Source organism: Thauera sp. K11 (assembly GCF_002354895.1).
Lineage (GTDB): Bacteria > Pseudomonadota > Gammaproteobacteria > Burkholderiales > Rhodocyclaceae > Thauera > Thauera sinica.
In genome coordinates, this window is the sequence record NZ_CP023439.1 from 3,538,841 (window position 1) to 3,560,541 (window position 21,701).

The following is a 21,701-nucleotide window of genomic DNA, read 5'->3' on the forward strand; positions in this document are numbered from 1 at the left end:
AGGGTGCATCATGGATTATCAAAAACGTTTCACTCGTTGGCGTGCGAAGCTCGGCCAGAACACGAACTACCTAGTCGAACAGGTGTGTACGCGCATTGTACCGGAGTTCGAAAAGCACGGCTTTGTTTGGCTCAAAAGCATGGAGCCACCGGCGATAAGGAACTTGAACTACATCACGCTTTTGAAGCGTAGCGGCACTAATTGGCCTATCGTGGAGCTTCACTTCGATAAGCGGGGAAGGCCGCGATTCATAGTCGAAGTCTCAGTGCTGCCGCCTGTGTGCAAAAAGCTTACTTCTAGTGCAATAGTCGATATCCCACGGGAAGAGGCGTACCTGGGCATGGGGCCAGTGCAGCTACGTCTTCAAAAAGGGCGGAGCGCGAGTGATAGTATTTTCGGGTTCGGAGCCCTAAACGCATTGTTCACGAATCCATTCAGAATCATTTTCTATATGCTGAATCCTCAGCGATACCTGCACAACGAGGTAGATAAGGCCGCGTCGCTCCTGCCAGAACTGTTTGATTTTTTCGAGCGTGGCATACCAGAAGAGTGGTTTAACGCTGAACCACAGCATTTCGCAATGTCAGACCACTTTGCACTTCTCGCCTCGTGGCATCTTGCTGAGCAGGCCTATAAGTCTGGTAAGCCTGGAAAGATCACATATGTTGGCAAGAATGATTGAGTCTCGCAGATGAGGCATTAACACGAATGGCTACGACGTCCCGAAGCCTCTGCTCACCCGCATCACCAAGCCCTTGCAGCGCGATGGCAAGGCCGTCGAAACGCGTTTCACCTACTACGAGAACGGCCGCGCGATGAGCCAGACCAACGCGCTGGGCGAAGGCGAGTTCCTCGACTACGACCTCTTCCGCCGCAGTACGCGGGTGACCGATCCGCGCGGCGGCGTGCGCCAGTACGACTACGATGAGAACGGCCGGATGACCAAGCTCGTCGAGGCCGACGGCGCGATCCTCAACTTCGAGAACCAGGCCGACGCCATTCGCAGCGCGAAGGTCGATGCGCTGGGCTACGCGACCCGCTACAGCTACCGGCTGGATCGCGCCTTCACCGGCACGTCCGATGCCTACGGCAACGTCACCCGCGAGCAGGACGCGCTCGGGCGCACCATCGACTACGGCTACGGCCCGCTCGACCAGGTCGCCACGGTCAAGGACCCGCGCGGCACGGTCACGACGACGACCTTCGGCACGGCGACCAGCGGCTGCGACCATGCCGGACGCCCGAAGGAGACCCGCATCAGCACCCTGGCGGGATCGGGCAATGTGCTGCTCGCGAGCCAGTGCTGGAACGGCGATGCCACGCTCGCCCACCGCCGCCAATACCTGGACGGCACGCGCTACGTCGAGACGCGGCTCAGCTACACCGACAACGGACTGAACGTGAGCCAGCAGCAGACGGTCGGCATGCCGTCGGGCGCCACGGTCACCCGCACCTACACCTACGATGCGCTGGGCCGCAAGAGAACCGAGACCCTCAAGCGCCGCACGAGCCCGACCAATGCGACGCTCCTCGACCTGACCACCCGCTACGACTACGACGCGCTCGACCGCGTCGTCAAGGCGACCGATCCGCTGGGCAACGAAGTCATCAACAGCTTCGACGCCAACGGCCAGCTCTGGAAGATCGCGCACCGCTACAAGCGCCCTGACGGCAGTTTCGACGTGCGCGACGTGGCCACCCGGACGTTCGATGCCGCCGACCGGGTCAAGACCGAGACCGACGCCGCAGGGCATGCGACCACCTACGCCTACGACGCGGCAGGCAACGTGGTGGCGGTGACCGATGCCGAGGGCCACACCGCGCGTGTCGAATACGACGCGATGAACCGGAAGGCGGCGGTGGAGGACGCCACCGGCTACCGCACCGAGACCGCCTACAACCAGCGCGGCGACGCGATCGCCCTCACGAACGCGAACACCGAGACCGTGGTCTTCGAGTTCGACGCGCTGGGCCGCAAGACCGCCGCAGTGGACGCCAGGGGCTATCGCAGCGAGTTCCAGTACGACGCGGCGGGCAACCTCGTCTGCACCACTGACGCCAACGCCCAGGCCGGGCTGCAGCCCAAGAACAGCCACGGCTGCACGGAATTCCGCCAGTACGACGAACTGAACCGCGTGACCCGGATCGTCGATGCGCTGGGCGGCGAAACGGCCTTCACCTATGACCTCGCGGGCCACCGCCTGGCGGTGACCGATGCCGCGAACAAGACCTGGGCCTTCGCCTACGATGACCTGGGCCGTCTCGCCGCGGAGACGGATCATGCCGGCAAGAGCCTTGCCTACAAGGCGGACGAAGCGGGCAACGTCTATGAGAAGACCAACCGCCTCGCCGAGGTCACCCGCTACAGCTTCGACACGGGCAACCGCCTCACTCGAGTGGACTACCTCAAGGACGGCAGCGCGGAGACCTTCGCCTACGATGCGGCGGGCAACCGCAGCGCCGCGGCCAACGGGGCGGTGAGCTACACCTTCCAGTACGACGTGCTCAACCGGCCCACCGCCAAGCTCGACAGCCGCGGCCGCAGCCTGAGCTTCACCTACGACGCGGCGGGCAACCTCCTCACCAAGACGACCTACCAGGGCAGCACGACGCACTACGTCTACAACGCCGCCAACCGGCTGGTGATGCTCCGCAACCCCGACTACACCCAGGTCGACTACCAGTACGATCCGGCCGGGCGGATGCTCTCGCGCGTCACCGCCAACGGCGCGCGCAGCACCTACCAGTACGAAGCCAACGGCACGCTCACCCGCGAAACCCAGTACGACGCGGCCAACACCCTGGTCTCCGACACCACCTACACGCGCGACCGGGTGGGCCACATCCTCACCCGGAACGACGGCGCGGGCACGACGACCTACGCCTACGATGCACGCTACCGCCTGAAAACGGCTGACTACCCGGGTGCGACGAACGACGAAGCGTTTACCTACGACGCGGTCGGCAACCGGCTCACGCACACCAGGGGCAGCCTCGCGCCGAACGCGAACACGCGTTACTACGGCTATACGGCGGGCACCAACCGGCTGCTCGATATCCGCATCGGCGGTACGGGCGGCACGGTGGAATCCAGCTTTGTGCATGACCATGAAGGGCGGCTCACCAGCCAGACCGGAGCCGGCGCGAAGGCGCTGACGTGGGATGCCAAGGGCCGGCTGAAGACGGCAGGAGCGGAGTCCTACACCTACGATCCGATGGACTACCGCATCGGGCGCAGCGGCGGGAGCCTCGGCAGCCGCAGCTATTTCCTCGAAGGCGAGCATCTGGAATCGGTCGAGCGCGGCGGCGAACTGGTCGAACGCTACTTCCGGGGCGCCGGTACTGACGAACTGGTCGCCGGTTTCCTCAAGGACGGCGAGGGCAAGACGAAGCCCTACCTCTTTCACCACGATGCGCTGACCAACACCACGGCGGTGACGGGGCACAACGGCGGCACGATCCAGCACATCGCCTACGGCGCCTTCGGCAACGTGATCACGAACTCGGGGAGCAGTCCGAACCGGTTGAAATATACGGGGCGCGAGGATGATGGAACGGGGCTGTATTATTACCGAGCGCGCTACTACGATCCTGGCAGAGGGCGATTCATCTCCGAAGACCCGCTTGGGTTCGCGGCGGGGGATGTCAATTTCTATGCCTATGTGGGAAACAACCCGGTCAACTACACAGACCCCAGCGGGGAGGTCGCTGTAGTTGGCATGATCTACGGTGGAATTGCTGGCGGTGTTGGTGGGGCAATCAGCGGCTATGCGTCTGAAGGCTGGTCGGGGGCAGCGAAGGGGTTCGGCACAGGTTTTGTTGTTGGTGCGGGCGTTGGTGCAGTTACTCCCTGGCTTTCGCATCAAGTAGGGGCGACCGCTGCTACGCTTCTGGTTGGCGGCGCTTCCAGCGCGGCGGGCCAATTGTCCGGAAACGTGGTGACGGGTCAGACACCAGGCACCAATTTCAGTTGGGGTGCTGTTGCTGGTTCCGCTACTGGCAATGTACTCGCCAGCGTTCCGGCCAAGCTCGTTGGCAACGCGGCAGCCACTTCGGTGGGTACCAGCGTGACTTGGGGTTCCCGCTCCCTGACCATTGTCACTCCGACTGTTCAGCATACGGGCAGCACCTTCCGGGCGCTCACGGAAGGGGCCATAGGCGGCACCTTCGAGGCGGGCGGACAGGCCATCGAGAACATGCTCTTCCCGACTCCGCCTGCCGGGGACGCATCAAGCGGTAGCCAGACCCTGCAAAGCTTCCAGCAGTTGAGCGCATCCCAGGGCGCGGCCGGCGGTTTCTTGCTCTATCCCAACAAGTCCAACACCAACATGATGCAGTCGGTTTATGTCAAGTAGATATCCGCGTTGCGGAGCACGTCAAGGTAGTTGTCGCCTGATTTATGCAACGGACTGCTTCTTGTCTTCTGCATGGAGATGGTCGCAAATGACGGCATCGCGCTCGGGATTAAGCGTGACAACGCAGATCGGTGACCAGTCGCGTGTGGGGTCGGACCAGCGTGACGGATGGCGTACTCGCGCCTGGAGATACGTTCGATGACGCGCTTGCAGGATCGCGTGATCCTCGCCGGCATGGCGCTGCGCTGGCTCGACATAGCGAATACCGCTATGCAGGTGCTCGAAGTTGTAGGTTATGTCCCAGCACTAGACTTAGCCGGGCGCCGTGGCAATATGCGTGATCGGCCTCCGCGAGAGCTAGGGGGTTGCCAGTGAACGAGGCGCGAGAGTCCAGGCTATATGTGATTGCCAGTGGCATCCTGCTATGGCTGGCTGTTTCGGCTGGGGGGGTGTTTGGGGCATTCAGCGTTACCTATCTCTGGCTCTTGCTGACTGGGCAGCTTCAATGGACACCGTGGCCGATACCTGTCGATGAGGAAAGGGCATTCCGTACTTTGCTGGCAAGTGCCTTTATTGGTTCAGCACCTGGCGCCTTGCTCTGTGTGCGCCTATGGTCGCGGCTGATGCGCCGTACCGGCTGGATCAGCGCAGAGCGGATCAAGCGGATGAGCGGGTTCTGACGCCTCAGCCGGCTTTGCTCAGGCCGAGCACTTCAGCCGTCAGCCTCGATGAGCTCGATACTCCATCAGGGAGGGCTTCTCGGGGCCGGTGCTGCCGTGCTGGGTGGGGTCGCGGAAGCTGCAGAAGCTGCGGATACCTTGATGGACGCGGTCTCTCCTTGGGGTTTGCTGCGCTCGGAAGGTTTGGGCCGCTGCATCAGTGCTGGCGTGTGCAGCGACGTGCTCAGCGGGAGCAACTTTGGACCATCTTCCTCCTACGGTGGGCTCCCGCTCTATCCGAACAATGCCAATACCAACATGATGCAATCGGTTTACAGCAAGATTCCAGTGCATTTACTTAGGTTGATTCTCGATTTCTTCTTTCTACCGGTTTTGATGTGGGTTGGTTCAGTGTTTGCTGGATTTCAATGGAGAAACCCCAGTATAGGTTTCCAGCAATCAATGATTACTGGTCTGTTAATGTTAGGCGTTCTGCTGGCATTGAGTTATCAAACCGGATATATGGGTTATTATAAAATTGGTCGTAGACGCTACTTCTACATGGTGTTCGTCGTTCCTATTGTGGTTGGTCTATTTGGATTATTGGCCAGCACGATATTCGGGCATGATTGAGGGGGAGGCAATGCTCACGACCGCTATTGCTGAATTAATTGATCTCGCTATTTCCTTGGCAAGAGGATTCCTTCTCTATCCGCAAGGGCCCAATGCAAACCAGATGTAGTCTGGTCTACGCAAAGTAGGCTGATGAGGTCATGGAAGCGAATTGCCAATTTTCCCCTGTCCCCTGATCGATAATACATTGCCCTAGGCATGGGTAAGTCAGCAGTAATAGGGTCGTTTCTCTCCATCGCCAGCGTCCTAATCGTCGCTACGGGGTGATGTGTTGGGCACGTCTGCTTTGTGGCAGCAAATTATGGTGAAAACCTTCGCTGGCGCTCCAAGAGTCGACTATGTTACCGGATCGTTTGATGACCTTGCCAAACTTACTGGCGTCGAAGTGAAATACGGAAACGCTCCCCTCACCGCGGTACAGAAAGCGGGATATGGGGTTATTGAGAATGGTGGCGTTGGCATTGCCAGCGGCTCTCGTGCCATGAGAGCTGGAATCGAAGGGCAGGCAATTAACGCTATCGAAACTCTCCGCTTCGGGCCATGGGACCAGGCTCTCACTCTAACTCCCGCAATAGCAGAAGGGGTAGGCGCTAGCCTTGGCTATCCCAGCAACTCGAATGCCAATATAATGCATTCGGTGTATCGTAAATGAAGACGGGGCTTTTTCTTCTGCGCGTCTGGGACGAAATTACCTATTTTATTTTTGATAGCACGCCATTCAAAAAGCCGCCTCGTAATCCGAAACACTCACCTCTTAAAACAGTCGAAATGCAGGAGCGAATTGGGTCTTTTCTCGATCAACGCCTTGCCAAGCACGGATTCCACCGTGTGCGCGCAGACGTTTGGGAGCGACCACACACTGGGATTGGACCAGAATAATGCACTTGGACTCAATGTCGAATTCAAGACTATTGTGAACGAATGGAGCAAGAAGGCAGGTGCAGCTCTTCTGGATGCTGGTTCGGCGATCCTCGGCGCAGCAGCAATTGCGGGCGAGGTCTTGGATCCGACGACCTACATTACCTCTGGCTCAAAGGCGCCCGAAGGTTCAATACCAGGGCCATGGTGGTGCTTAGGATGTTATTCACCGCCGCAGTCTTCAGCGGGTGGGTTCTTGCTATATCCGAACAAAGCGAATACCAACCAGTTGCAGTCGGTGTATAAAAAAAAGTGACGATCGAGGGGCAAGCTCGGAGCGGTTAGGATGGAATGGATGCCTAATGGGACAAATGTGGCAGCTCGCATAGTCGATCTTGCGCGCGCGATCTTGAGTGAAGAGATGGACCCGGTTTCCGGTTCACGCCAAATTACTGATCTACGGCTTGAATTGGATAACTCCGATGACGAGTGCTTCGACTTCTTTGTTGCGTTCGTTTCTGAAACAGACGTGTGGCCGGAACCGGAGAATAGATATAGGTACAGCGAGAACGCGTTGAAGAAATTTGACGCCGAGAAGGCGCGATACCTGTCCCATATGTCCGAGAAGATCAAGGACGCATGTCGGCGGCTCATTGCAGAACTATCCGACGGGGAAAACCCGAACCGATAAGGGGTCGGAGTAAAACAGAAAAACCTACCCCACCCGCCGCTGGCGGGTAGCTGCTAAGAAGCTCTAACAAAATGATGAAATGGGCTGTTCACCCTTGATTTCATTTGTTAACCTCTGCCTTGTTTGTCGAGGCAGAGGAGATGGCGAAACCGATACTGGATGACGAATTGTGGGCGTTGATCGAGCCGCTGTTGCCGCCACCGAAGCCGCGCCGGGAACGGTATCCCGGACGCAAGCCACTGGACGACCGCAAGGTGCTCACCGGCATCCTCTTCGTGCTGCAGTCGGGCATTCCTTGGGAGATGCTCCCCAAGGAGATGGGCTGCGGCTCAGGGATGAGCTGCTGGCGACGACTACGGAAGTGGCAGGAGGCCGGCGTGTGGGACCGCCTGCACGAAGTGCTGCTTGCACGGTTGCGCGCTGCCGGCCGCCTCGATTGGTCTCGCGCCATCGTCGATTCCTCGTCCATACGCGCTGTGGGGGCCGGTCAAAAACAGGACCGAACCCCACCGATCGCGCTCGTCCAGGCTCCAAGCACCATCTCATCACCGAAGCGCAAGGCATCCCGCTGGCGGTGATCCTCACCGGTGCCAACCGCAACGACGTCACCCAGCTTCTCCCTTTGGTCGAGGCGATCCCGCCGATCCGTGGCAAGCGCGGCCGACCGCTGTCGAAACCCCGACTCGTGCAGGCCGATCGCGGCTACGACCACGACAAGTACCGCCGACCGCTCCACGCTGCAGGCATCACCACCCAGATCGCCCGCCGGGGCCAACCGCATGGCAGCGGTCTGGGCAAGACCCGTTGGGTTGTGGAACGCACCTTGGGTTGGCTGCACAACTTTCGGCGATTGCGCATCCGTTTCGAGCGGCTGGCCATCATCCACGAAGCCTTTCTCGAGATAGCCTGCTGCATCATCTGCTGGCGGCAATTGCGAAAGGCATAGCATGCATTTTGTTAGCGCTTCTAAGCCGGCAAACAAAAAGGATCGAGTACGATTCGAGAATGAAGAAAATCGACGCTCGCGCCCTATCCGCCGAATCACTGAAACTGCTTCGCCGTCAGGCACTGACGCTGCACCGAGAGACGTGGCTCACTTGGGCCGAAATTGCGAAGGTGCGTGGCATGTCGATCTCGACAGTGATGGAAGTGGTCGCGCTGGTTTGCCGGCCAGGGCGCAGCGGCGTTCGTTCCGAAACGTCACGGGCGCAAACACGGTTCGGGGCGCACACTTACCAGCTTAGGCTATTTAAATGATCAGTAGGGAAGGTTCAGTTCTACTGCCGGAAAGCAGGATTCGAGTCTTCTTGGCTTGGCTGTCATGGTTGCTAATGTTGGTCGGAATTGGGCTCGTTGTTGTCTACTCAATAATTTTCATATCATTTTTTTTGGTGGGCGGGATAGGCCTTGTAACCGGGGTTTTGAGTGGTCAAGTAAGGAATAACCCTGTGCTCTTGAGAATCATCTTGGCATCGTCGATTGGATTTCCAGTCGGTGCCATATGTGGAGTTCGTTTGTGGGCAAGCTTGATGCGCAGAGCGCACTGGATTGGTTCTGATCGAGTGAAGCGGATGAGCGGATTTTGAATCGCCCCGGGCATGGCCACCGTTACCGCCAATTGTTGGAAGATTTGGTCTTGGTGGCGGACTGCAGTATGAACCCACAGGGAGCCCGTCTAGACATGCGAAAGATAGCTCCAATTATATTGCACGATCATTTTCATCGGTCGGACTGGAAGCAGGTGCTGGTCCGTTTGGAGTAGGCAGTTCTACTACATGGCGATCAGGAAATGCAATTACAACTCCCGTAGGTGGGGATTATCTCGAATCTTCAGGAGCCACATACTCAGTAAGCAATGAAGTGAGTAAGCCGTATTTTGGGGTGCGATTAAATGGCGCCGTTGGCATTGAAGTGGGAAGCTATATAAAAAGACCTGTATCCATCCAATATGATGATGAAAAATTAATGAAGGCAGAGCCTGTTTTCAATCCATTGTTGAGTTTTGAGCAGATTACTTCTCCCTCTACTTTTGAATCGTACTCGTCATACTCAAGCAAAACTAACATTAATCATATAGTAAATATTTACAGAAAATAATCCACCGAGCAATGGCAATGCCAAAAAAATTGAAATGGGTATTCCTATTTTTTGTATCAGCAATTGCTATGTCTGCTCTATTGAAAGGGTTGGACTATTTTGATTCGGGACAGAGAGAAGCCCTTCATCTCCTACTGACAAGCAAAGAAGTTATAGAGCAAGTGGGAGTGATTTCAGATTATTCCCTTCACAAACGTTACTATATCGGCCATGGGGGCCAGACTCCACCATATCGGGAATATCTTTATCTGGCAAAAGGAGAAAAAATGCGCGCATTCGTTACCATTAGAATGGACGGAGTTAACGAAGGGCAGCGTCGATATTCAGTGACGAGAATCCAAGAGTACCCATAATTGGTCGAGAGTGCTGACGGGCTGCGATTGGAACCACGAGACCCATTCGAGGACAACCCGGCAAACCTTCCGACCAGTGGTACAACAATTCCTGCAGATACGCTTTTCCCCAGGAATCAGACGGCTCAGGACTTGGCTACGGTGTGGCAGACTTGTCCTTGGCCCTCGCCCGCCCGCGGCCCGTGGTTCAGCCGGGCAGGTCGCGCAGGTCGACCACCGGTGCGGCGCCGAAATCCTCGCTAAGCAAATGGGCCACCAGACGCGCGGCGGCCGCGGCGGGCGGGATGAGGCCGCCGGCGCGCTGCATTGCGGCGAACTGGTCGCGCAGCGGAAACTGTTCCAGCGTGGAGGCGCGCACTTCGGCCTGCATGCCGGTATCCACCACTCCCGGCGCCGCGCTGCAGATGCGCAGGCCCGCCTGCGCGTCCGCCTGCACCGCGCGCGCGTGATGATCGAGCGCGGCCTTGGTGGCGCAGTACACGCTCCAGCCCGCATAGGGCTTGCGCGCCGCGCCGCTCGACACATGCAGCACGCGCCGTTCGGCGGCGGTCGATTCCACCGCCGCGACCGCGGCGGCGAGCATCAGCGGCGCCGCCACGTTCAGCGCCACCGCCGGGGCGATCGCCGCCACGTCCTGCAGGCGCGGCGGCCCGACCGGCTGCAGCGTGCCGGCATCGTTCACCAGCAGCAGCATATCGCCGTCGGCGGCGAAGCCGGCGAACTCGCCGCCGCCCAGCCACGCCGCCAGGCGCGCCGGATCGGCAAGGTCGATCGCATGCTGCGCCAGCCCGGCCGGAAAGCGCGCGGCCAGTTCGTCGTTGTGCCTGCGCGCCAGGCCCAGCACGGCAACGCCCCGCTGCAGCAGGTCCTCGGCGATGGCGGCGCCCAGGCCGCGGCTGTGTCCGGTGACGATGGCCTTGATGGTCATTGAACTATCTCCTGTCGTCGCTGTGGGACGGCAGGCCGGCCTCGCACGGCCGGCCCGTTCCGCAGGCGCGAAGCGGTGCTCTGCAAGATCCCTGCCCTGCCCTTCGAACGTCCCCTTCGGACGGCCGGGCGGTAGAACTCACGAGCGCACTTCCCCGGCCACTCCGTTCGATTGCAACGGCCGCGGAAAAATCCGCTCGCAGCAGCCCAGCCACGCCCGCGCCGCGCGCGAGACGTAGTCCTCGCGCCAGATCAGGCCCAGTTCCCACACCACCTCGGGGTCCTTCAGCGGACGGCGCGCGATGCGGGCGGGGTCGAGGCGGGTGAAAGCCTCGTCGGGCAGGATGCCGATGCCCACGTCGGCCGCCACCAGTTCGCCGATGAAGTCCCAGTAGCGGCTGCGCGCCACCACGTTGGGCACGAAGCCCGCGCTGGCGCAGGCGTCGGAGACGATGCAGGCGAGCGCGAAATCGTCCTCGTACAACACGAAGGGGTAGTCGGCCAGTTCGCGGAAGGCGACGGGGCCCTGGCCTGCCGGCGCGCGCGCGATCGGGAACAGGGCCGAGGCGGCCTGCCTCGCCACCGGGTAGCTCGCGATCCCGGGCCGCGCCACAGGCAGGAAGGTCACGCCGATGTCCAGTTCGCCGCTGGCGACCGCATCCTCCAGCGCGCGGGTGCCCTGCTCGCGCAGGCGCAGCGTGACGTCGGGATACTGCTGGCGGTAGGCGCCGATCGCCTGGGCGAAATAGGGGCCGGTCGCGGGCGGGATGCCGATCATCAGTTCGCCGCGGGTCAGGCCTTCGACTTCGGCCACTTCCTGGTACAGGCGCGCCACCTCGTTCAGCACTGCCTGGCCGCGGGCATGGACCACCTTGCCGGCATCGGTCAGCCGGGTGTGCCGCCCCTCGCGGATCAGCAGCGGGCCGCCGAGTTCGTCCTCCAGGCTGCGCACCATCTTGCTGATGGTCGGCTGGGTGACGTGCAGGGCTTCCGCCGCGCGCGTGAAACCTTGCTGATTCACCACTTCCACGAAATAACGCAGGGCCCGTACGTCCATTTTCATTCCTTCATAGAATCGATTTTATGATTTGTATTCATTTTACGAATTCAAAACCGCCGCGTACACTGCAATCGTCCTTCCGATGAAAGCATGCCGCAGCGACGGCATGTCGGGCACCGGCCGGCAGCACTCAGGCCCTGCCACGGAAGTTTCGACCAAGGAGAGCAATATCATGGAAGCCATCGAACGCACGCGCACCCACGACCGCACCCCGGCCGGCAGAGTCGCCGGCGAAATCGAGCGGCTCCGCGCCCAGAACGCGGCCCTGCTGGCGGCCATCGCCTCGGCGAACGCGGCGATGACCGCGGCGCCGAGCTGGCACGAAATGCACCGCACCGCGCAGAAGGTGCTGCGCGCCGCCCTCGCCGAAGCCGGCGCCGCACAGCGGCCGCAGACGCCGGTCCGCCGCGTCGGCTGAGGCCGGACCCCGCACGGAGCGGCGCCCGGCGGCCGCTCACGCGCGTTTCGGCAGCCCCGCGGCCAGCAGGTCGCCGCAGGCTGCCGCCGGCACCGGCCGGCTGAACAGGTAGCCCTGCACTTCATCACATCCCGACCCGCCGAGGAAGGCCAGTTGCGCCTCGGTCTCGACGCCTTCGGCGATCACCGTCAGTTGCAGCGTGTGCCCGAGCTGGATGATGGCCTTGACGATGGAGGCGCCGTCGGCGTCGGTCAGCATGTCACGCACGAAGGACTGGTCGATCTTCAGCTTGTCCACCGCGAGCCGCTTCAGGTAGGCGAGGCTGGAATAGCCGGTGCCGAAATCGTCGATCGAGAGCTTGACGCCCAGCGCCTTCAGCGCATGCAGCGTCTTCATCGTCGTGTCGACGTCCTGCAGCAAGATGGATTCGGTCAGTTCGAGTTCCAGGCAGTGGGGCGGCAGCCCGGAGTCGCGCAGCGCCGCGGTCACCGTCTCGAGCACGTCGCCGCGCTTGAACTGCAGCGCGGAAAGATTGACCGCGATCACCAGCGGCGCGCCGCCGCGCTCCAGCCACGCGCGCCCCTGGCGGCAGGCTTCGAGGATGACCCACTCGCCGATGGCGACGATGTGCCCGCTCTGCTCGGCCATGGGGATGAAGCGCCCCGGCGAGATCAGCCCTTCGGCGGGGTGCTGCCAGCGCAGCAGCGCCTCGACGCCGACGATGCGCCCGGTGGCGGCGTGTACCTGCGGCTGGTAGTGCAGCACGAACTCGCGGTTGCGCAGCGCGCCCGGGAACATGCCGGTGAGCCGCATCCGCTCGACCACGTCGGCATTCATCTCGCGGGTATAGAAGCGGAAGGTGTTGCGCCCGCTTTCCTTCGCGCTATGCACCGCGGTGTCGGCGCGCTTGAGCAGGGTGTCGAAATCCCGCCCGTCGTGCGGGAACACGCTGATGCCGATCGAGAACGAGGTCGTCAGCAGGTGCCCGTCCACCGCCAGCGGCTCGGCGAAGGCGTCGCGGATGGCGTTGGCGACGGCGGCGATGCCGGCCAGGTCGCGGCCGCCCGACAGCAGCACGACGAATTCGTCGCCACTCAGGCGGGCGATGGTGTCGGTTTCCGGCACGCAGCGCCTGAGGTACTCCACCGCCCCCACCAGCAGCCTGTCGCCGACGTCGTGGCCCAGCCCTTCGTTGACGTGCTGGAAGTTGTCCAGGTCGAGGTACATCATCGCCAGCAGGCCGTAGCCGCCCTGCTCCTTGTCGGCGATCAGCGCCGCATGCTCGAAGCGGTCACGCAGCAGCAGGCGGTTGGGCAGGCCGGTCAGCGTGTCGTAGCTGGCGAGGAAGGCGACCTTCTCCTTGGCGGCGGCATGCTCGGCGCGGGTGCGCAGGGTGACGATGCCGAAGGCGAGATCGCTCGCCATCTCTTCCAGCAGGCCGACCTCGTCGGGGTTGAAGGCATGGGCGTCGCGCGAGTACAGCGTCAGCGCGCCCAGCGTCGTGCCCTCGCAGATCAGCGGCAGCGCCAGGGCGGCCTGGTAGCCGCGCTCGAGGGCGGCCTCGCGCCACGGCGCCATCTGCGGGTCGGTCAGCACGTTCTGGATGACGGCCGTCCTGCCGGTGCGGATGGCGGTGCCGACGGGGCCGCGGCCATGCTGGGATTCGTCCCAGGTGACGTGGATGTCGTCCAGGTAGCCGGCCTCGTGGCCCGACTGCGCGATCGGGCGCACGGTCTTGCCGGCGCCGGCATCCACGTAGCCCACCCACGCCATCAGGTAGCCGCCGCGTTCGACGATGAGGCGGCAGACCTCGACCAGCAGCCGGTACTCGTCGTCGGCGTGCACCAGCGCGGTGTTGCAGTCGCTCAGCAGGCGCAGCGCGCGGTTGAGCTTTTCCTGCACAAGCTGCGCCTCCTTGCGCGCGGTGACGTCGCCGAAGGTCACCACGATGTCGCCGTCCGGCAGCTTGTAGACGAAGCGTTCGCGCCAGCCCGAAACGCGTTCGTCGGCATAGAAGCTCACCGGACACGCTTCCGGCGTGCCGCTCAGCCACACGCGGCGCATCATGTCCAGGAGGCCGCTGCCGGCGACGCCGGCAAACACGTCCTGCAGGCGCCGCCCCAGCACCTCGCCGCGCGGGATGCGGTCGATGCGCTCGGCCGCCCGGTTGAAGGCGCGGAAGTAGAAATCCCGCCCGTCGGCCGACGCCCGGAACACCGCCAGCGCGCTGCCCATGTTCTCGAACAGGGCGGTCTGCTTGGCCTCGGAGCGGCGCAGCTCGTCGGTCATGCGGCCGGCCATTGCCAGCGCGCGTGCGCGCGCGGTGAGCGTCAGCCACGCCACCCAGGCCAGCGGCGCGCTGCCGAGCACGCCCAGGGTCAGGATCAGGTCGGCGGCGTCGGTGCGCAGGCGCGCATCGAAGGCCGGCAGCGGATACGCCACCACCGTCCACGGGTGGCCGAAGATCTCGATCGGGCGCTCGATGCGGTAGCGCGCCCGCGCGCCGTCGGCCGCGCCGGCGGATTCGAACATCAGCGCATCGCGGCCGGTGCCGCGCCCATCGTAGATCTCCAGCCCCAGACCGGCGCCGGTTTCGCCGAAGTGGCTGCCGAGGATGCCGCTCATCAGGTCGTCCATGCGGAATGGCGCATACACCCAGCCCAGCAGCGCCGCGCGCCTGCCGTCCACGGTGTCGACGGACATGCCCGGCCGGTACAGCGGCAGGTACATCAGGAAACCGGACTGCACGTCCCGTTCCGTCTCCTGCATCAGCCGCACCCGGCCGGAGATCGTCGTGCCGCCCTCGTCCCGCGCGCGTTCCATGGCGGTCCGCCGCACCGCCTCGGTGTACATGTCGTAGCCGAAGGCGCGCTGGTTGCGCCAGTCGAAGGGCTCCAGGTACAGGATCGACGAATACCATTCGCGCTCGCCGGGCGGACGCAGGTCGTAGTCGGGAAAGCCCTCCGCGCGCACCGCCTGCACATGGTCCGCCTTGTCCTCGGCCGCCATCCACTGCGCGAAACCGACCCCCTGTATGCCCGGATACGTGCTCTCCAGCTTCAGCATGCGCACATAGGCGCGGAACCCGCCGCGTTCCACCACGTGCGAGGCCGCGAACAGGCCGGCCGTCCCCCACAGCACTTCCTCGTAGCTCGCCAGCCGGCCGCGGATGTTGCCGACCAGTTCGTCCACGCGAAAGGAGAATTCCTCGCGCAGCGTCGCCTTCGCATGCTCGCGCAGGGCATCCTGGACGAACCAGGTGATCGCCACGCCGGACATGAAGATGAGAACCGGGATCAGGAGCTTGCGGAATCGGGACGGGCTGCTCGGCATGGTCATGGAAAGGGCGCGCGCCCATGCCGGATGCGTCGCGGCACGAACCCGCCATTGCTTCGGGGGATGACGAATGTTGCGCGGATTATGCGCCAGGGCGATCGCGTGAGTGCCTGGAATCCGGACTGATGGCGGGGGAGGCGTTCCGTCGGGCTGCGGAACCCGGGTTCGCTTTGTCCGGTGCCTGGGCGGCCTCCACTCGCTCCATGTGTTTCTCTAATCCGGTCCGATGGCGGGGGATGCGTTCCGCGGGCTGCGGAACTCGCCCTCGCTGCGCTCGGGGCTCGGACAGTCCTCGCCCGCTCCACCCATCCCCCGCCACCGGACCTGCCGTGCCGCGCGGTCCGGACCGATGAAAGACATCGTAAGATGGGCCTGGATCATGCGCCGCCCGCGGCTGGCGGGCGCCTTGCGGCATGGATAGAATCGCGCCTTCCGCGGCTACCGCTCACGCCTGCCGGGACGCCATGAAGCCTCGCTCCTCTCGCCTCCGCCTGCCGGTTTCCGGCATCCTGCTCGCCACGCTGCTGGCCGCCTGCGCCACGCCGGAGCCGCCCCGCACCCAGCCTCCGGCACCGGTCGAAAGCCGCATGCCCGGCAGCGTCCGGCCGCCGGCCACCGCGCCGGCGGCAGCCCCCGTGCCGCTGCCCGCGCCTTCACCCGCGGCGCCGGGCGGCGTGTTGCAGCCGCTGCCCGCACCCGGCCTGCCCCCTGCCGCGCCGGCGCCGTTCACCGGTCCGCAGGGCCAGGCATTGGTGCAGCAGTTGCTGCCGCCGGTGGTGACGAAGGACCGCGCCGGCTGGGCCGCCGACATCGCCGCCGCCTTCACCGCCCTGGGCCTGCCGCCGAGCGCCGAGAACTACTGCGCGGCGATCGCCGTCATCGAGCAGGAATCGACCTTCCAGGCCGACCCCGCAGTGCCCGGCCTGTCGAAGATCGTGTGGCGCGAGATCGAGGCCCGCCGCGCGAAGTACCTGATCCCGCGAGTCGCGCTCGATACCGCCCTGGCCAGGCCGTCGCCCGGCGGCCGCAGCTACCGGCAGCGCATCGACGCGCTGCGCACGGAACGCGAGATGAGCGAGCTTTTCGGCGACATGATCGACGAACTGCCGGCCGGCAAGCTGCTGCTCTCCGGCTACAACCCGGTGCGCACCGGCGGGCCGATGCAGGTCAGCGTCGCCTTCGCCGAGGAGCATGCGCGCGCCCGGCCCTATCCGCTGCCGGCCCGGGCCACGCTGCGCGACGCGGTGTTCACCCGCCGCGGCGGCCTGTACTTCGGCATCGCCCACCTGCTCGACTACCCGGCGCCCTACCGCGACCCGCTGTACCGCTTCGCCGACTTCAACGCCGGCCACTACAGCAGCCGCAACGCCGCCTTCCAGCAGGCGGTGGCACGGCTTTCCGGACGCACGCTGGCGCTCGACGGCGACCTGCTGAACTATGCCGGCGGCACCCCCGCCGCCACCGCCAGCAACACGCAGCGCGCGGTGCTCGGCCTGTCGCGCAGGCTCGGCCTGAGCCGGGAAGAAATCCAGGCCGGCCTGCGCCAGGAGAAGGACGAATCCTTCTACCGCACGCAGGTCTATCGGCGCGTGTTCGCCCTGGCCGACGCTGCCGCCGGCCGGCCGCTGCCGCGCGAAGCGGTGCCGCGCATCGACCTCAAGAGCCCCAAGATCCGCAGCAGGATCACCACCGGCTGGTTCGCCGAGCGCGTCAAGATGCGCTACGGCCACTGCATGGACCGCGCCGCCCTCGCCCGCAGCCTGTAGCCGCAGGCCGGCGGCGGCCACGCGCCGGGTGGCGCCGCCCGCTGGATGTTTCCGCCGCGGATCGCGACAATCGGCGCAATGATCGGGGCAACCGCCCCGTACCGCCGGAGAGGGAGAGGACGCGTGATTCCGTTGGACGTCGCGGTGCAGTTCATCGTCGTGTCGATCGCGCTCGCACTCGTGCCCGGGCCCGACAATCTGTTCGTCCTGCTTCAATCGGCCATCGGCGGCAGCCGCAGGGGCGTGGCCGTGACGCTCGGCCTGTGCACCGGCCTGGTCGTCCATACCGCTGCGGTCGCCCTCGGCGTAGCCGCGATCTTCCAGGCGTCGGCCACGGCCTTCACCGCGCTCAAGATCCTCGGCGCCGCGTATCTGCTCTACCTGGCGTACGGCGCCTTCAGGGCCGGCGGCGGAACGCCGGCGGGCGGCGGGACAGAGGGGGCGGCGGCGGAAAGATCGGGGCTTGCGCTGTATGGGCGCGGCGTCCTGATGAATCTCACGAACCCCAAGGTGGCGATCTTCTTCCTTGCCTTCCTGCCGCAGTTCGTGAAGGCCGATGCGGGCTCCGTCACGTTCCAGATCGCGCAACTGGGCATGCTGTTCATCCTGTCGGCGCTCGTCGTCTTCTGCGCCATCGCCTGCGCCGCCGGCAGCCTCGGCGGGTGGCTGAAGAGGTCGCCCCGCGCCATCCCGGTGATGAACAAGGTGGCCGGCTGCGTCTTCGTCGGACTGGCCGCCCGGCTGGCCATGGCCGAGCGCTGACTTATCCCGGAGCATGGCCATGCAACACCGGGATCGTGCGTTCCTTAGCCGGTGCCGATCGCCTACACCTTCGCATCGTTCGACGGGCGCCTCATCGTCCCCAACTGGATCATCCCGCTGGGACAGTGGCTCACCGGCCAGCGCCACATCGACTTGTCCGGCGTGTGGCCGGGCAGGACCGGCTGCATCGAGCGCGAAGCGCGTTGAGGCGCCGCCCTGCGGCGTGGCAGAGAGCTGCTCAGGCGGCGTGGTCGATCTGCCCGAGCGCCTGCAGGATCTCGCCGGCGGCCGTGGGGCGGACCAGCCGCGCGACTTCCTCGCCGTCGCGCAGGAACACCAGCGTGGGCCACAGCTTGACGCGGAAGGCGCGGCCCAGGCGGCGGGCGGGGCCGTCCTCGACGCGGAGGTGGCGCACGCGCGGATGCGCGGCCAGGGCGGCGGCGATCGCCGGCTGCGCCGCCCGGCAATGGCCGCACCACGAGGCGCCGAACTCGACGACCGTCGCCCCTTCGAGCGCGTCGACCTCGCTGCGCGCAGGCTCGTGCGCGGTGGAATCGTCGTGCAAGCCACACCTCCCTTCAACATCGTTCCTGGATCCTTGCGCCGCGCCCCGAGCGGGATGCGGTCGCGCGCTGCCAGTTTACCGCCGGCCCTCGTATCGGGTGCCGCAGGCGCGCGGCCGGCGGCGACGGAGCACCGGCACGCGGCGCGCGCCGGGCGCGTAGAATGGCGCCTCGCCATCCGCAGCCCAGCCCATGTCCCGCTACCAGCACGTGCTGTTCGACCTCGACGGCACCCTGATCGACTCCGCGCCCGCCATCCTCGCCAGCTATCGCGAGACTTTCGCCGCCGCCGGCCGCGCGCCTGCCGTCCCCATCGACGAGGGCATCGTCGGCCCGCCGCTGCTCGAAACGCTCGAACTGCTCGCCGGCAGCACGGATGCCGCGCTGGTCGGCGAACTCGCCGCCCATTTCAAGGCCAGCTACGACACCGCCGGCTACCGCCGCACCGCCGCCTACGACGGCGTCGGCGACATGCTGACGCGCCTGGCCGCGGGCGGGTGCCGGCTCGCCATCGCCACCAACAAGCGCCTGCACCCGACGCGGCTGATCCTCGAACACCTGGGCTGGGCCGGGCATTTCGACGCGGTCTACGCGCTCGACATGTCCGAGCCGCGCCTGCCGGACAAGGCGGCGATGATCGCGCGCCTGCTCGCCGACCGCGGCATACCGCGCGAGGCGGCGGTGTATGTGGGCGACCGCAGCGAGGATGGCGAAGCGGCCGACGCCAACCGCCTGCCCTTTCTCGCCGCGACCTGGGGCTACGGCAGCCTGGACGCGGCCGGACTGGCGCCGCACTGGCGCGCGCTGCCCAGCCCTGCGGCGCTCGCCGACGCCGTCCTGGACGAACGATGATTTCCAGTTGCTTCACCTACGGCTCGCTGATGTGCGAGGACATCATGTCGGCGGTGTGCGGCACGGCCTGCACCCGCCATGCGCCCGCCGTGCTCGCGGACCATCGCCGCCACCCGGTGATCGGCCAGCACTACCCTGGCATGGTGTGCGCCGCCGGCAGCACGGTCCAGGGCGTGCTCTACCTGGATCTGCCGACGGCGGCCTGGCCGCGGCTGGATGCCTTCGAAGGCGAGGAGTACGAACGCGGCCGGGTCGACGTGAGCCTTGCCGACGGCCGCACGGTCGCCGCCTGGACCTATCTCTTCAAGCCCCGCTACGCCGCCCGGCTCGCCGCCGGCGACTGGGATTTCGACCGCTTCCTGCGCCACGGCAAGGCGCGCTTCGAGGCCGCCTACCTCGGCTTCGGCGTGCTGGCACGCGACGCGGACCGCCGCGGCTGAAACCGCCGCGGCACCTCAGCCGGCGAGGCGGCGCAGGTAGCCGACCACCGTCGCCGACACGCTGAGGATGTGCGCCTGCGCCGCGGCGTCGGCACGGCGCGCGTCGCCGGAGGCGATCGCGTCGATCACGTCCTGGTGCTCGCCGGCGACGCGGTCGAGGTGGGCGTCGAAGCCGCAGCTCTGCACGATGAAGAAGTCCGACATCTCGAAGTTGGCGAGCTGGCGCGCGCTGATCAGCGGCGAATGCGCCATCAGGTGCAACTGGCGATGGAAGTCGACGTTGATGCGGCGGTAGTCGGCCGCGCTCGCCGCATGCGGCGCCAGATGGTCGAGCTGCGCGTTGATGTCGCGCAGCCGCGCCAGTTCGTCCGCGGTGGCGCGGCCCGCCGCCAGGCCGGCGATGACGCCCTCCACCGCCGCGAACATGCGGTAGAAGTCCTCCACCTCGTCCGGCGCGGGCGAGATCACCTCGCAGCCGACCTGGGCGGTGATGCGTACGAAGCCGCGCTCCTGCAGGCTGTACAGCGCCGTCATGACGGGCTGGCGGCTGACGCCGGTTTCCTCGCCGATCTCCTTCACCGGGATGCGCTCGCCGAAGCGGTAGCGCCCCGCCAGCAGGCGCTGCAGGATCTCCTGGTAGATCAGGGCTTTCTTGTGCGGGGTTTCCATGTCGTCGGCGCCGCGGGCGGAAATGGCGAGGGCGGATATTAGCATCGGCCCCCTTGCATCCTACAACTTGCATGCTAGCATGCAAGCTCTACACCACAACAACCCGGAGACCCCCATGCAATCCACGCTCAAGACCTTACTCGCCGCCCTCTGCCTCGCGCTGGGCGCAGCGCCGGCACTGGCCGACATCAACGTCGGCGTGGTGTTCTCGCTCACCGGTCCGGCCGCTTCGCTCGGCCTGGAGACGAAGAAGGCGGTGGACCTGATGCCGCAGAGCCTGGGCGGCGAGAAGATCAACTACATCGTGCTCGACGACGCCACCGATCCGGGCAACGCCGTCAAGAATGCGCGCAAGCTGGCGAGCGAGCACAAGGTGGACGTGCTGTTCGGGCCCAACCTCATCACCTCCGGCATGGCGATGGCCGACGTCGCCAACGAAGAGAAAGTGGCGCTGCTGTCGCAGGCACCGATCGAGATCGCGCCCGAAAAGCGGAAATGGGCATTCCGCGTCGAGCCCACCGCCGACGTGATGGTCGGCCGCGCGGTGGCCGACATGAAGGAGAAGGGCATCAAGACGGTCGGCTTCATCGGCTTTGCCGACTCCTGGGGCGAACTGCTGCTGAAGGCGCTGACCAGGACGACCGAAGCGGCCGGCATCAAGATCGTCGCCACCGAGCGCTACGCCCGCGTGGATACGTCGGTGACCGGGCAGTCCCTCAAGCTGCTCGCCGCCAAACCCGACGCCATCTTCGTCGGCGGCACCGGCACGCCCGCGGCGCTGCCGGCGACCACGCTGCGCGAGCGCGGCTACACCGGCCCGATGTACCAGTCGCACGCCGTCGCCAACAAGGAGTTCCTGCGCGTCGGCGGCAAGGCCGTCGAAGGCACGCGCCTGCCGGTGGCGCCGGTGCTGGTCGCCGAGCAACTGCCGGACAGCCATCCGAACAAGAAGGTCGGACTCGGCCTGGTGCAGGCGATCGAGGCGAAGAACGGCCCCAACACGCGCTCGACCTTCGCCGGCGCGTCCTGGGACGGCTGGCTGCTGCTCGAAGGCGCCTTCACCCAGGCGCTGAAGAGCGCCAAGCCCGGCACGCCGGAGTTCCGCGAGGCGGTGCGCGACGCGCTCGAGAAGTCGCACAAGGTCGTGGGCGCCAACGGCACCTACACCATGTCGCCCACCGACCACGGCGGCTACGATCCCGCCGGCCCGGTGCTGATCGAGGTCGCCAACGGCGCGTGGAAGCTGGTCAAGTGAGCGCAGC

18 protein-coding genes and 2 pseudogenes are annotated in these 21,701 nt (G+C 64.9%); 14 read left to right on the forward strand and 6 right to left on the reverse strand.

Annotated elements, in window-relative coordinates; translation table 11 throughout:
- The first annotated feature begins 10 nt into the window (after positions 1-10).
- Positions 11-682 (forward strand): hypothetical protein, encoded by a 672-nt coding sequence (locus CCZ27_RS23600; RefSeq protein WP_157748599.1) that lies wholly within the window; start codon positions 11-13, stop codon positions 680-682.
- A 73-nt stretch (positions 683-755) separates the two neighbouring features.
- Positions 756-4,355, forward strand: a complete 3,600-nt coding sequence (locus CCZ27_RS15450; protein ID WP_198363139.1) for an RHS repeat-associated core domain-containing protein — start codon at positions 756-758, stop codon at positions 4,353-4,355.
- A gap of 42 nt (positions 4,356-4,397) precedes the next feature.
- On the opposite strand, the pseudogene CCZ27_RS15455 reads toward CCZ27_RS15450, so the two are convergent.
- A pseudogene (locus CCZ27_RS15455) lies at positions 4,398-4,646 on the reverse strand (IS3-like element ISAzo10 family transposase); the annotation flags it as partial.
- A gap of 437 nt (positions 4,647-5,083) precedes the next feature.
- On the opposite strand from CCZ27_RS15455, the gene CCZ27_RS23605 reads away from it, so the two are divergent.
- The 5 genes and pseudogenes from CCZ27_RS23605 (at position 5,084) to CCZ27_RS23620 (ending at position 8,453) form a co-directional block, all read left to right on the forward strand.
- Positions 5,084-5,647 carry a hypothetical protein gene (locus CCZ27_RS23605; RefSeq protein WP_157748600.1) on the forward strand — a complete coding sequence of 188 codons (564 nt, stop codon included), beginning with the start codon at positions 5,084-5,086 and terminating at the stop codon, positions 5,645-5,647.
- Positions 5,648-6,428: 781 nt separating this feature from the next.
- On the forward strand, positions 6,429-6,821 hold the full coding sequence (locus tag CCZ27_RS23610; protein WP_157748601.1) for a hypothetical protein: 393 nt from the start codon (positions 6,429-6,431) through the stop codon (positions 6,819-6,821).
- A 30-nt stretch (positions 6,822-6,851) separates the two neighbouring features.
- Positions 6,852-7,196 carry a DUF2489 domain-containing protein gene (locus CCZ27_RS23615; protein ID WP_157748602.1) on the forward strand — a complete coding sequence of 115 codons (345 nt, stop codon included), beginning with the start codon at positions 6,852-6,854 and terminating at the stop codon, positions 7,194-7,196.
- A gap of 140 nt (positions 7,197-7,336) precedes the next feature.
- Positions 7,337-8,142, forward strand: a pseudogene (locus CCZ27_RS15465) (IS5 family transposase).
- A gap of 59 nt (positions 8,143-8,201) precedes the next feature.
- The gene (locus tag CCZ27_RS23620) at positions 8,202-8,453 is read left to right on the forward strand and encodes a hypothetical protein (protein WP_157748603.1); all 252 of its coding nucleotides are present in this window, start codon (positions 8,202-8,204) and stop codon (positions 8,451-8,453) included.
- Positions 8,454-9,833: 1,380 nt separating this feature from the next.
- Here the strand turns inward: CCZ27_RS23620 and CCZ27_RS15470 are convergent.
- Positions 9,834-10,574 carry an SDR family oxidoreductase gene (locus CCZ27_RS15470; RefSeq protein WP_096449602.1) on the reverse strand — a complete coding sequence of 247 codons (741 nt, stop codon included), beginning with the start codon at positions 10,572-10,574 and terminating at the stop codon, positions 9,834-9,836.
- A gap of 138 nt (positions 10,575-10,712) precedes the next feature.
- Positions 10,713-11,630 carry a LysR substrate-binding domain-containing protein gene (locus tag CCZ27_RS15475; protein ID WP_096449604.1) on the reverse strand — a complete coding sequence of 306 codons (918 nt, stop codon included), beginning with the start codon at positions 11,628-11,630 and terminating at the stop codon, positions 10,713-10,715.
- Positions 11,631-11,805: 175 nt separating this feature from the next.
- Here CCZ27_RS15475 and CCZ27_RS15480 point away from each other — a divergent pair, with 175 nt between their 5' ends.
- Positions 11,806-12,051, forward strand: a complete 246-nt coding sequence (locus CCZ27_RS15480; RefSeq protein WP_157748604.1) for a hypothetical protein — start codon at positions 11,806-11,808, stop codon at positions 12,049-12,051.
- Positions 12,052-12,087: 36 nt separating this feature from the next.
- On the opposite strand, the gene CCZ27_RS15485 is transcribed toward CCZ27_RS15480, so the two are convergent.
- Positions 12,088-15,390 (reverse strand): bifunctional diguanylate cyclase/phosphodiesterase, encoded by a 3,303-nt coding sequence (locus tag CCZ27_RS15485; protein WP_096449608.1) that lies wholly within the window; start codon positions 15,388-15,390, stop codon positions 12,088-12,090.
- A gap of 461 nt (positions 15,391-15,851) precedes the next feature.
- Here CCZ27_RS15485 and CCZ27_RS15490 point away from each other — a divergent pair, with 461 nt between their 5' ends.
- The 3 genes from CCZ27_RS15490 (at position 15,852) to CCZ27_RS23625 (ending at position 18,122) form a co-directional block, all read left to right on the forward strand.
- Positions 15,852-17,153 carry a DUF1615 domain-containing protein gene (locus CCZ27_RS15490; RefSeq protein ID WP_096449610.1) on the forward strand — a complete coding sequence of 434 codons (1,302 nt, stop codon included), beginning with the start codon at positions 15,852-15,854 and terminating at the stop codon, positions 17,151-17,153.
- A 123-nt stretch (positions 17,154-17,276) separates the two neighbouring features.
- On the forward strand, positions 17,277-17,915 hold the full coding sequence (locus CCZ27_RS15495) for a LysE family translocator (protein WP_232516439.1): 639 nt from the start codon (positions 17,277-17,279) through the stop codon (positions 17,913-17,915).
- A 51-nt stretch (positions 17,916-17,966) separates the two neighbouring features.
- Positions 17,967-18,122 (forward strand): hypothetical protein, encoded by a 156-nt coding sequence (locus CCZ27_RS23625; RefSeq protein WP_157748605.1) that lies wholly within the window; start codon positions 17,967-17,969, stop codon positions 18,120-18,122.
- A gap of 31 nt (positions 18,123-18,153) precedes the next feature.
- Here the strand turns inward: CCZ27_RS23625 and CCZ27_RS15500 are convergent, their stop codons facing one another.
- Positions 18,154-18,480 carry a thioredoxin family protein gene (locus CCZ27_RS15500; RefSeq protein ID WP_096449614.1) on the reverse strand — a complete coding sequence of 109 codons (327 nt, stop codon included), beginning with the start codon at positions 18,478-18,480 and terminating at the stop codon, positions 18,154-18,156.
- A 190-nt stretch (positions 18,481-18,670) separates the two neighbouring features.
- Between CCZ27_RS15500 and CCZ27_RS15505 the strand changes: the two genes are divergently transcribed.
- Together CCZ27_RS15505 and CCZ27_RS15510 are read left to right on the forward strand one after the other, a co-directional pair.
- Positions 18,671-19,330, forward strand: coding sequence for an HAD family hydrolase (locus CCZ27_RS15505; protein WP_096449616.1), 660 nt, complete (start codon positions 18,671-18,673; stop codon positions 19,328-19,330).
- Positions 19,327-19,770 (forward strand): gamma-glutamylcyclotransferase family protein, encoded by a 444-nt coding sequence (locus CCZ27_RS15510; RefSeq protein WP_096449618.1) that lies wholly within the window; start codon positions 19,327-19,329, stop codon positions 19,768-19,770. Before CCZ27_RS15505 ends, CCZ27_RS15510 begins: the two co-directional genes overlap by 4 nt.
- A gap of 15 nt (positions 19,771-19,785) precedes the next feature.
- Here the strand turns inward: CCZ27_RS15510 and CCZ27_RS15515 are convergent, their stop codons facing one another.
- Positions 19,786-20,484, reverse strand: coding sequence for a GntR family transcriptional regulator (locus CCZ27_RS15515; RefSeq protein ID WP_232516440.1), 699 nt, complete (start codon positions 20,482-20,484; stop codon positions 19,786-19,788).
- Between the two features lie 70 nt (positions 20,485-20,554).
- On the opposite strand from CCZ27_RS15515, the gene CCZ27_RS15520 reads away from it, so the two are divergent.
- Positions 20,555-21,694: an ABC transporter substrate-binding protein gene (locus CCZ27_RS15520; protein WP_096449622.1), complete on the forward strand. Its 1,140-nt coding sequence runs from the start codon at positions 20,555-20,557 to the stop codon at positions 21,692-21,694.
- The last annotated feature ends 7 nt before the right edge of the window (positions 21,695-21,701 follow it).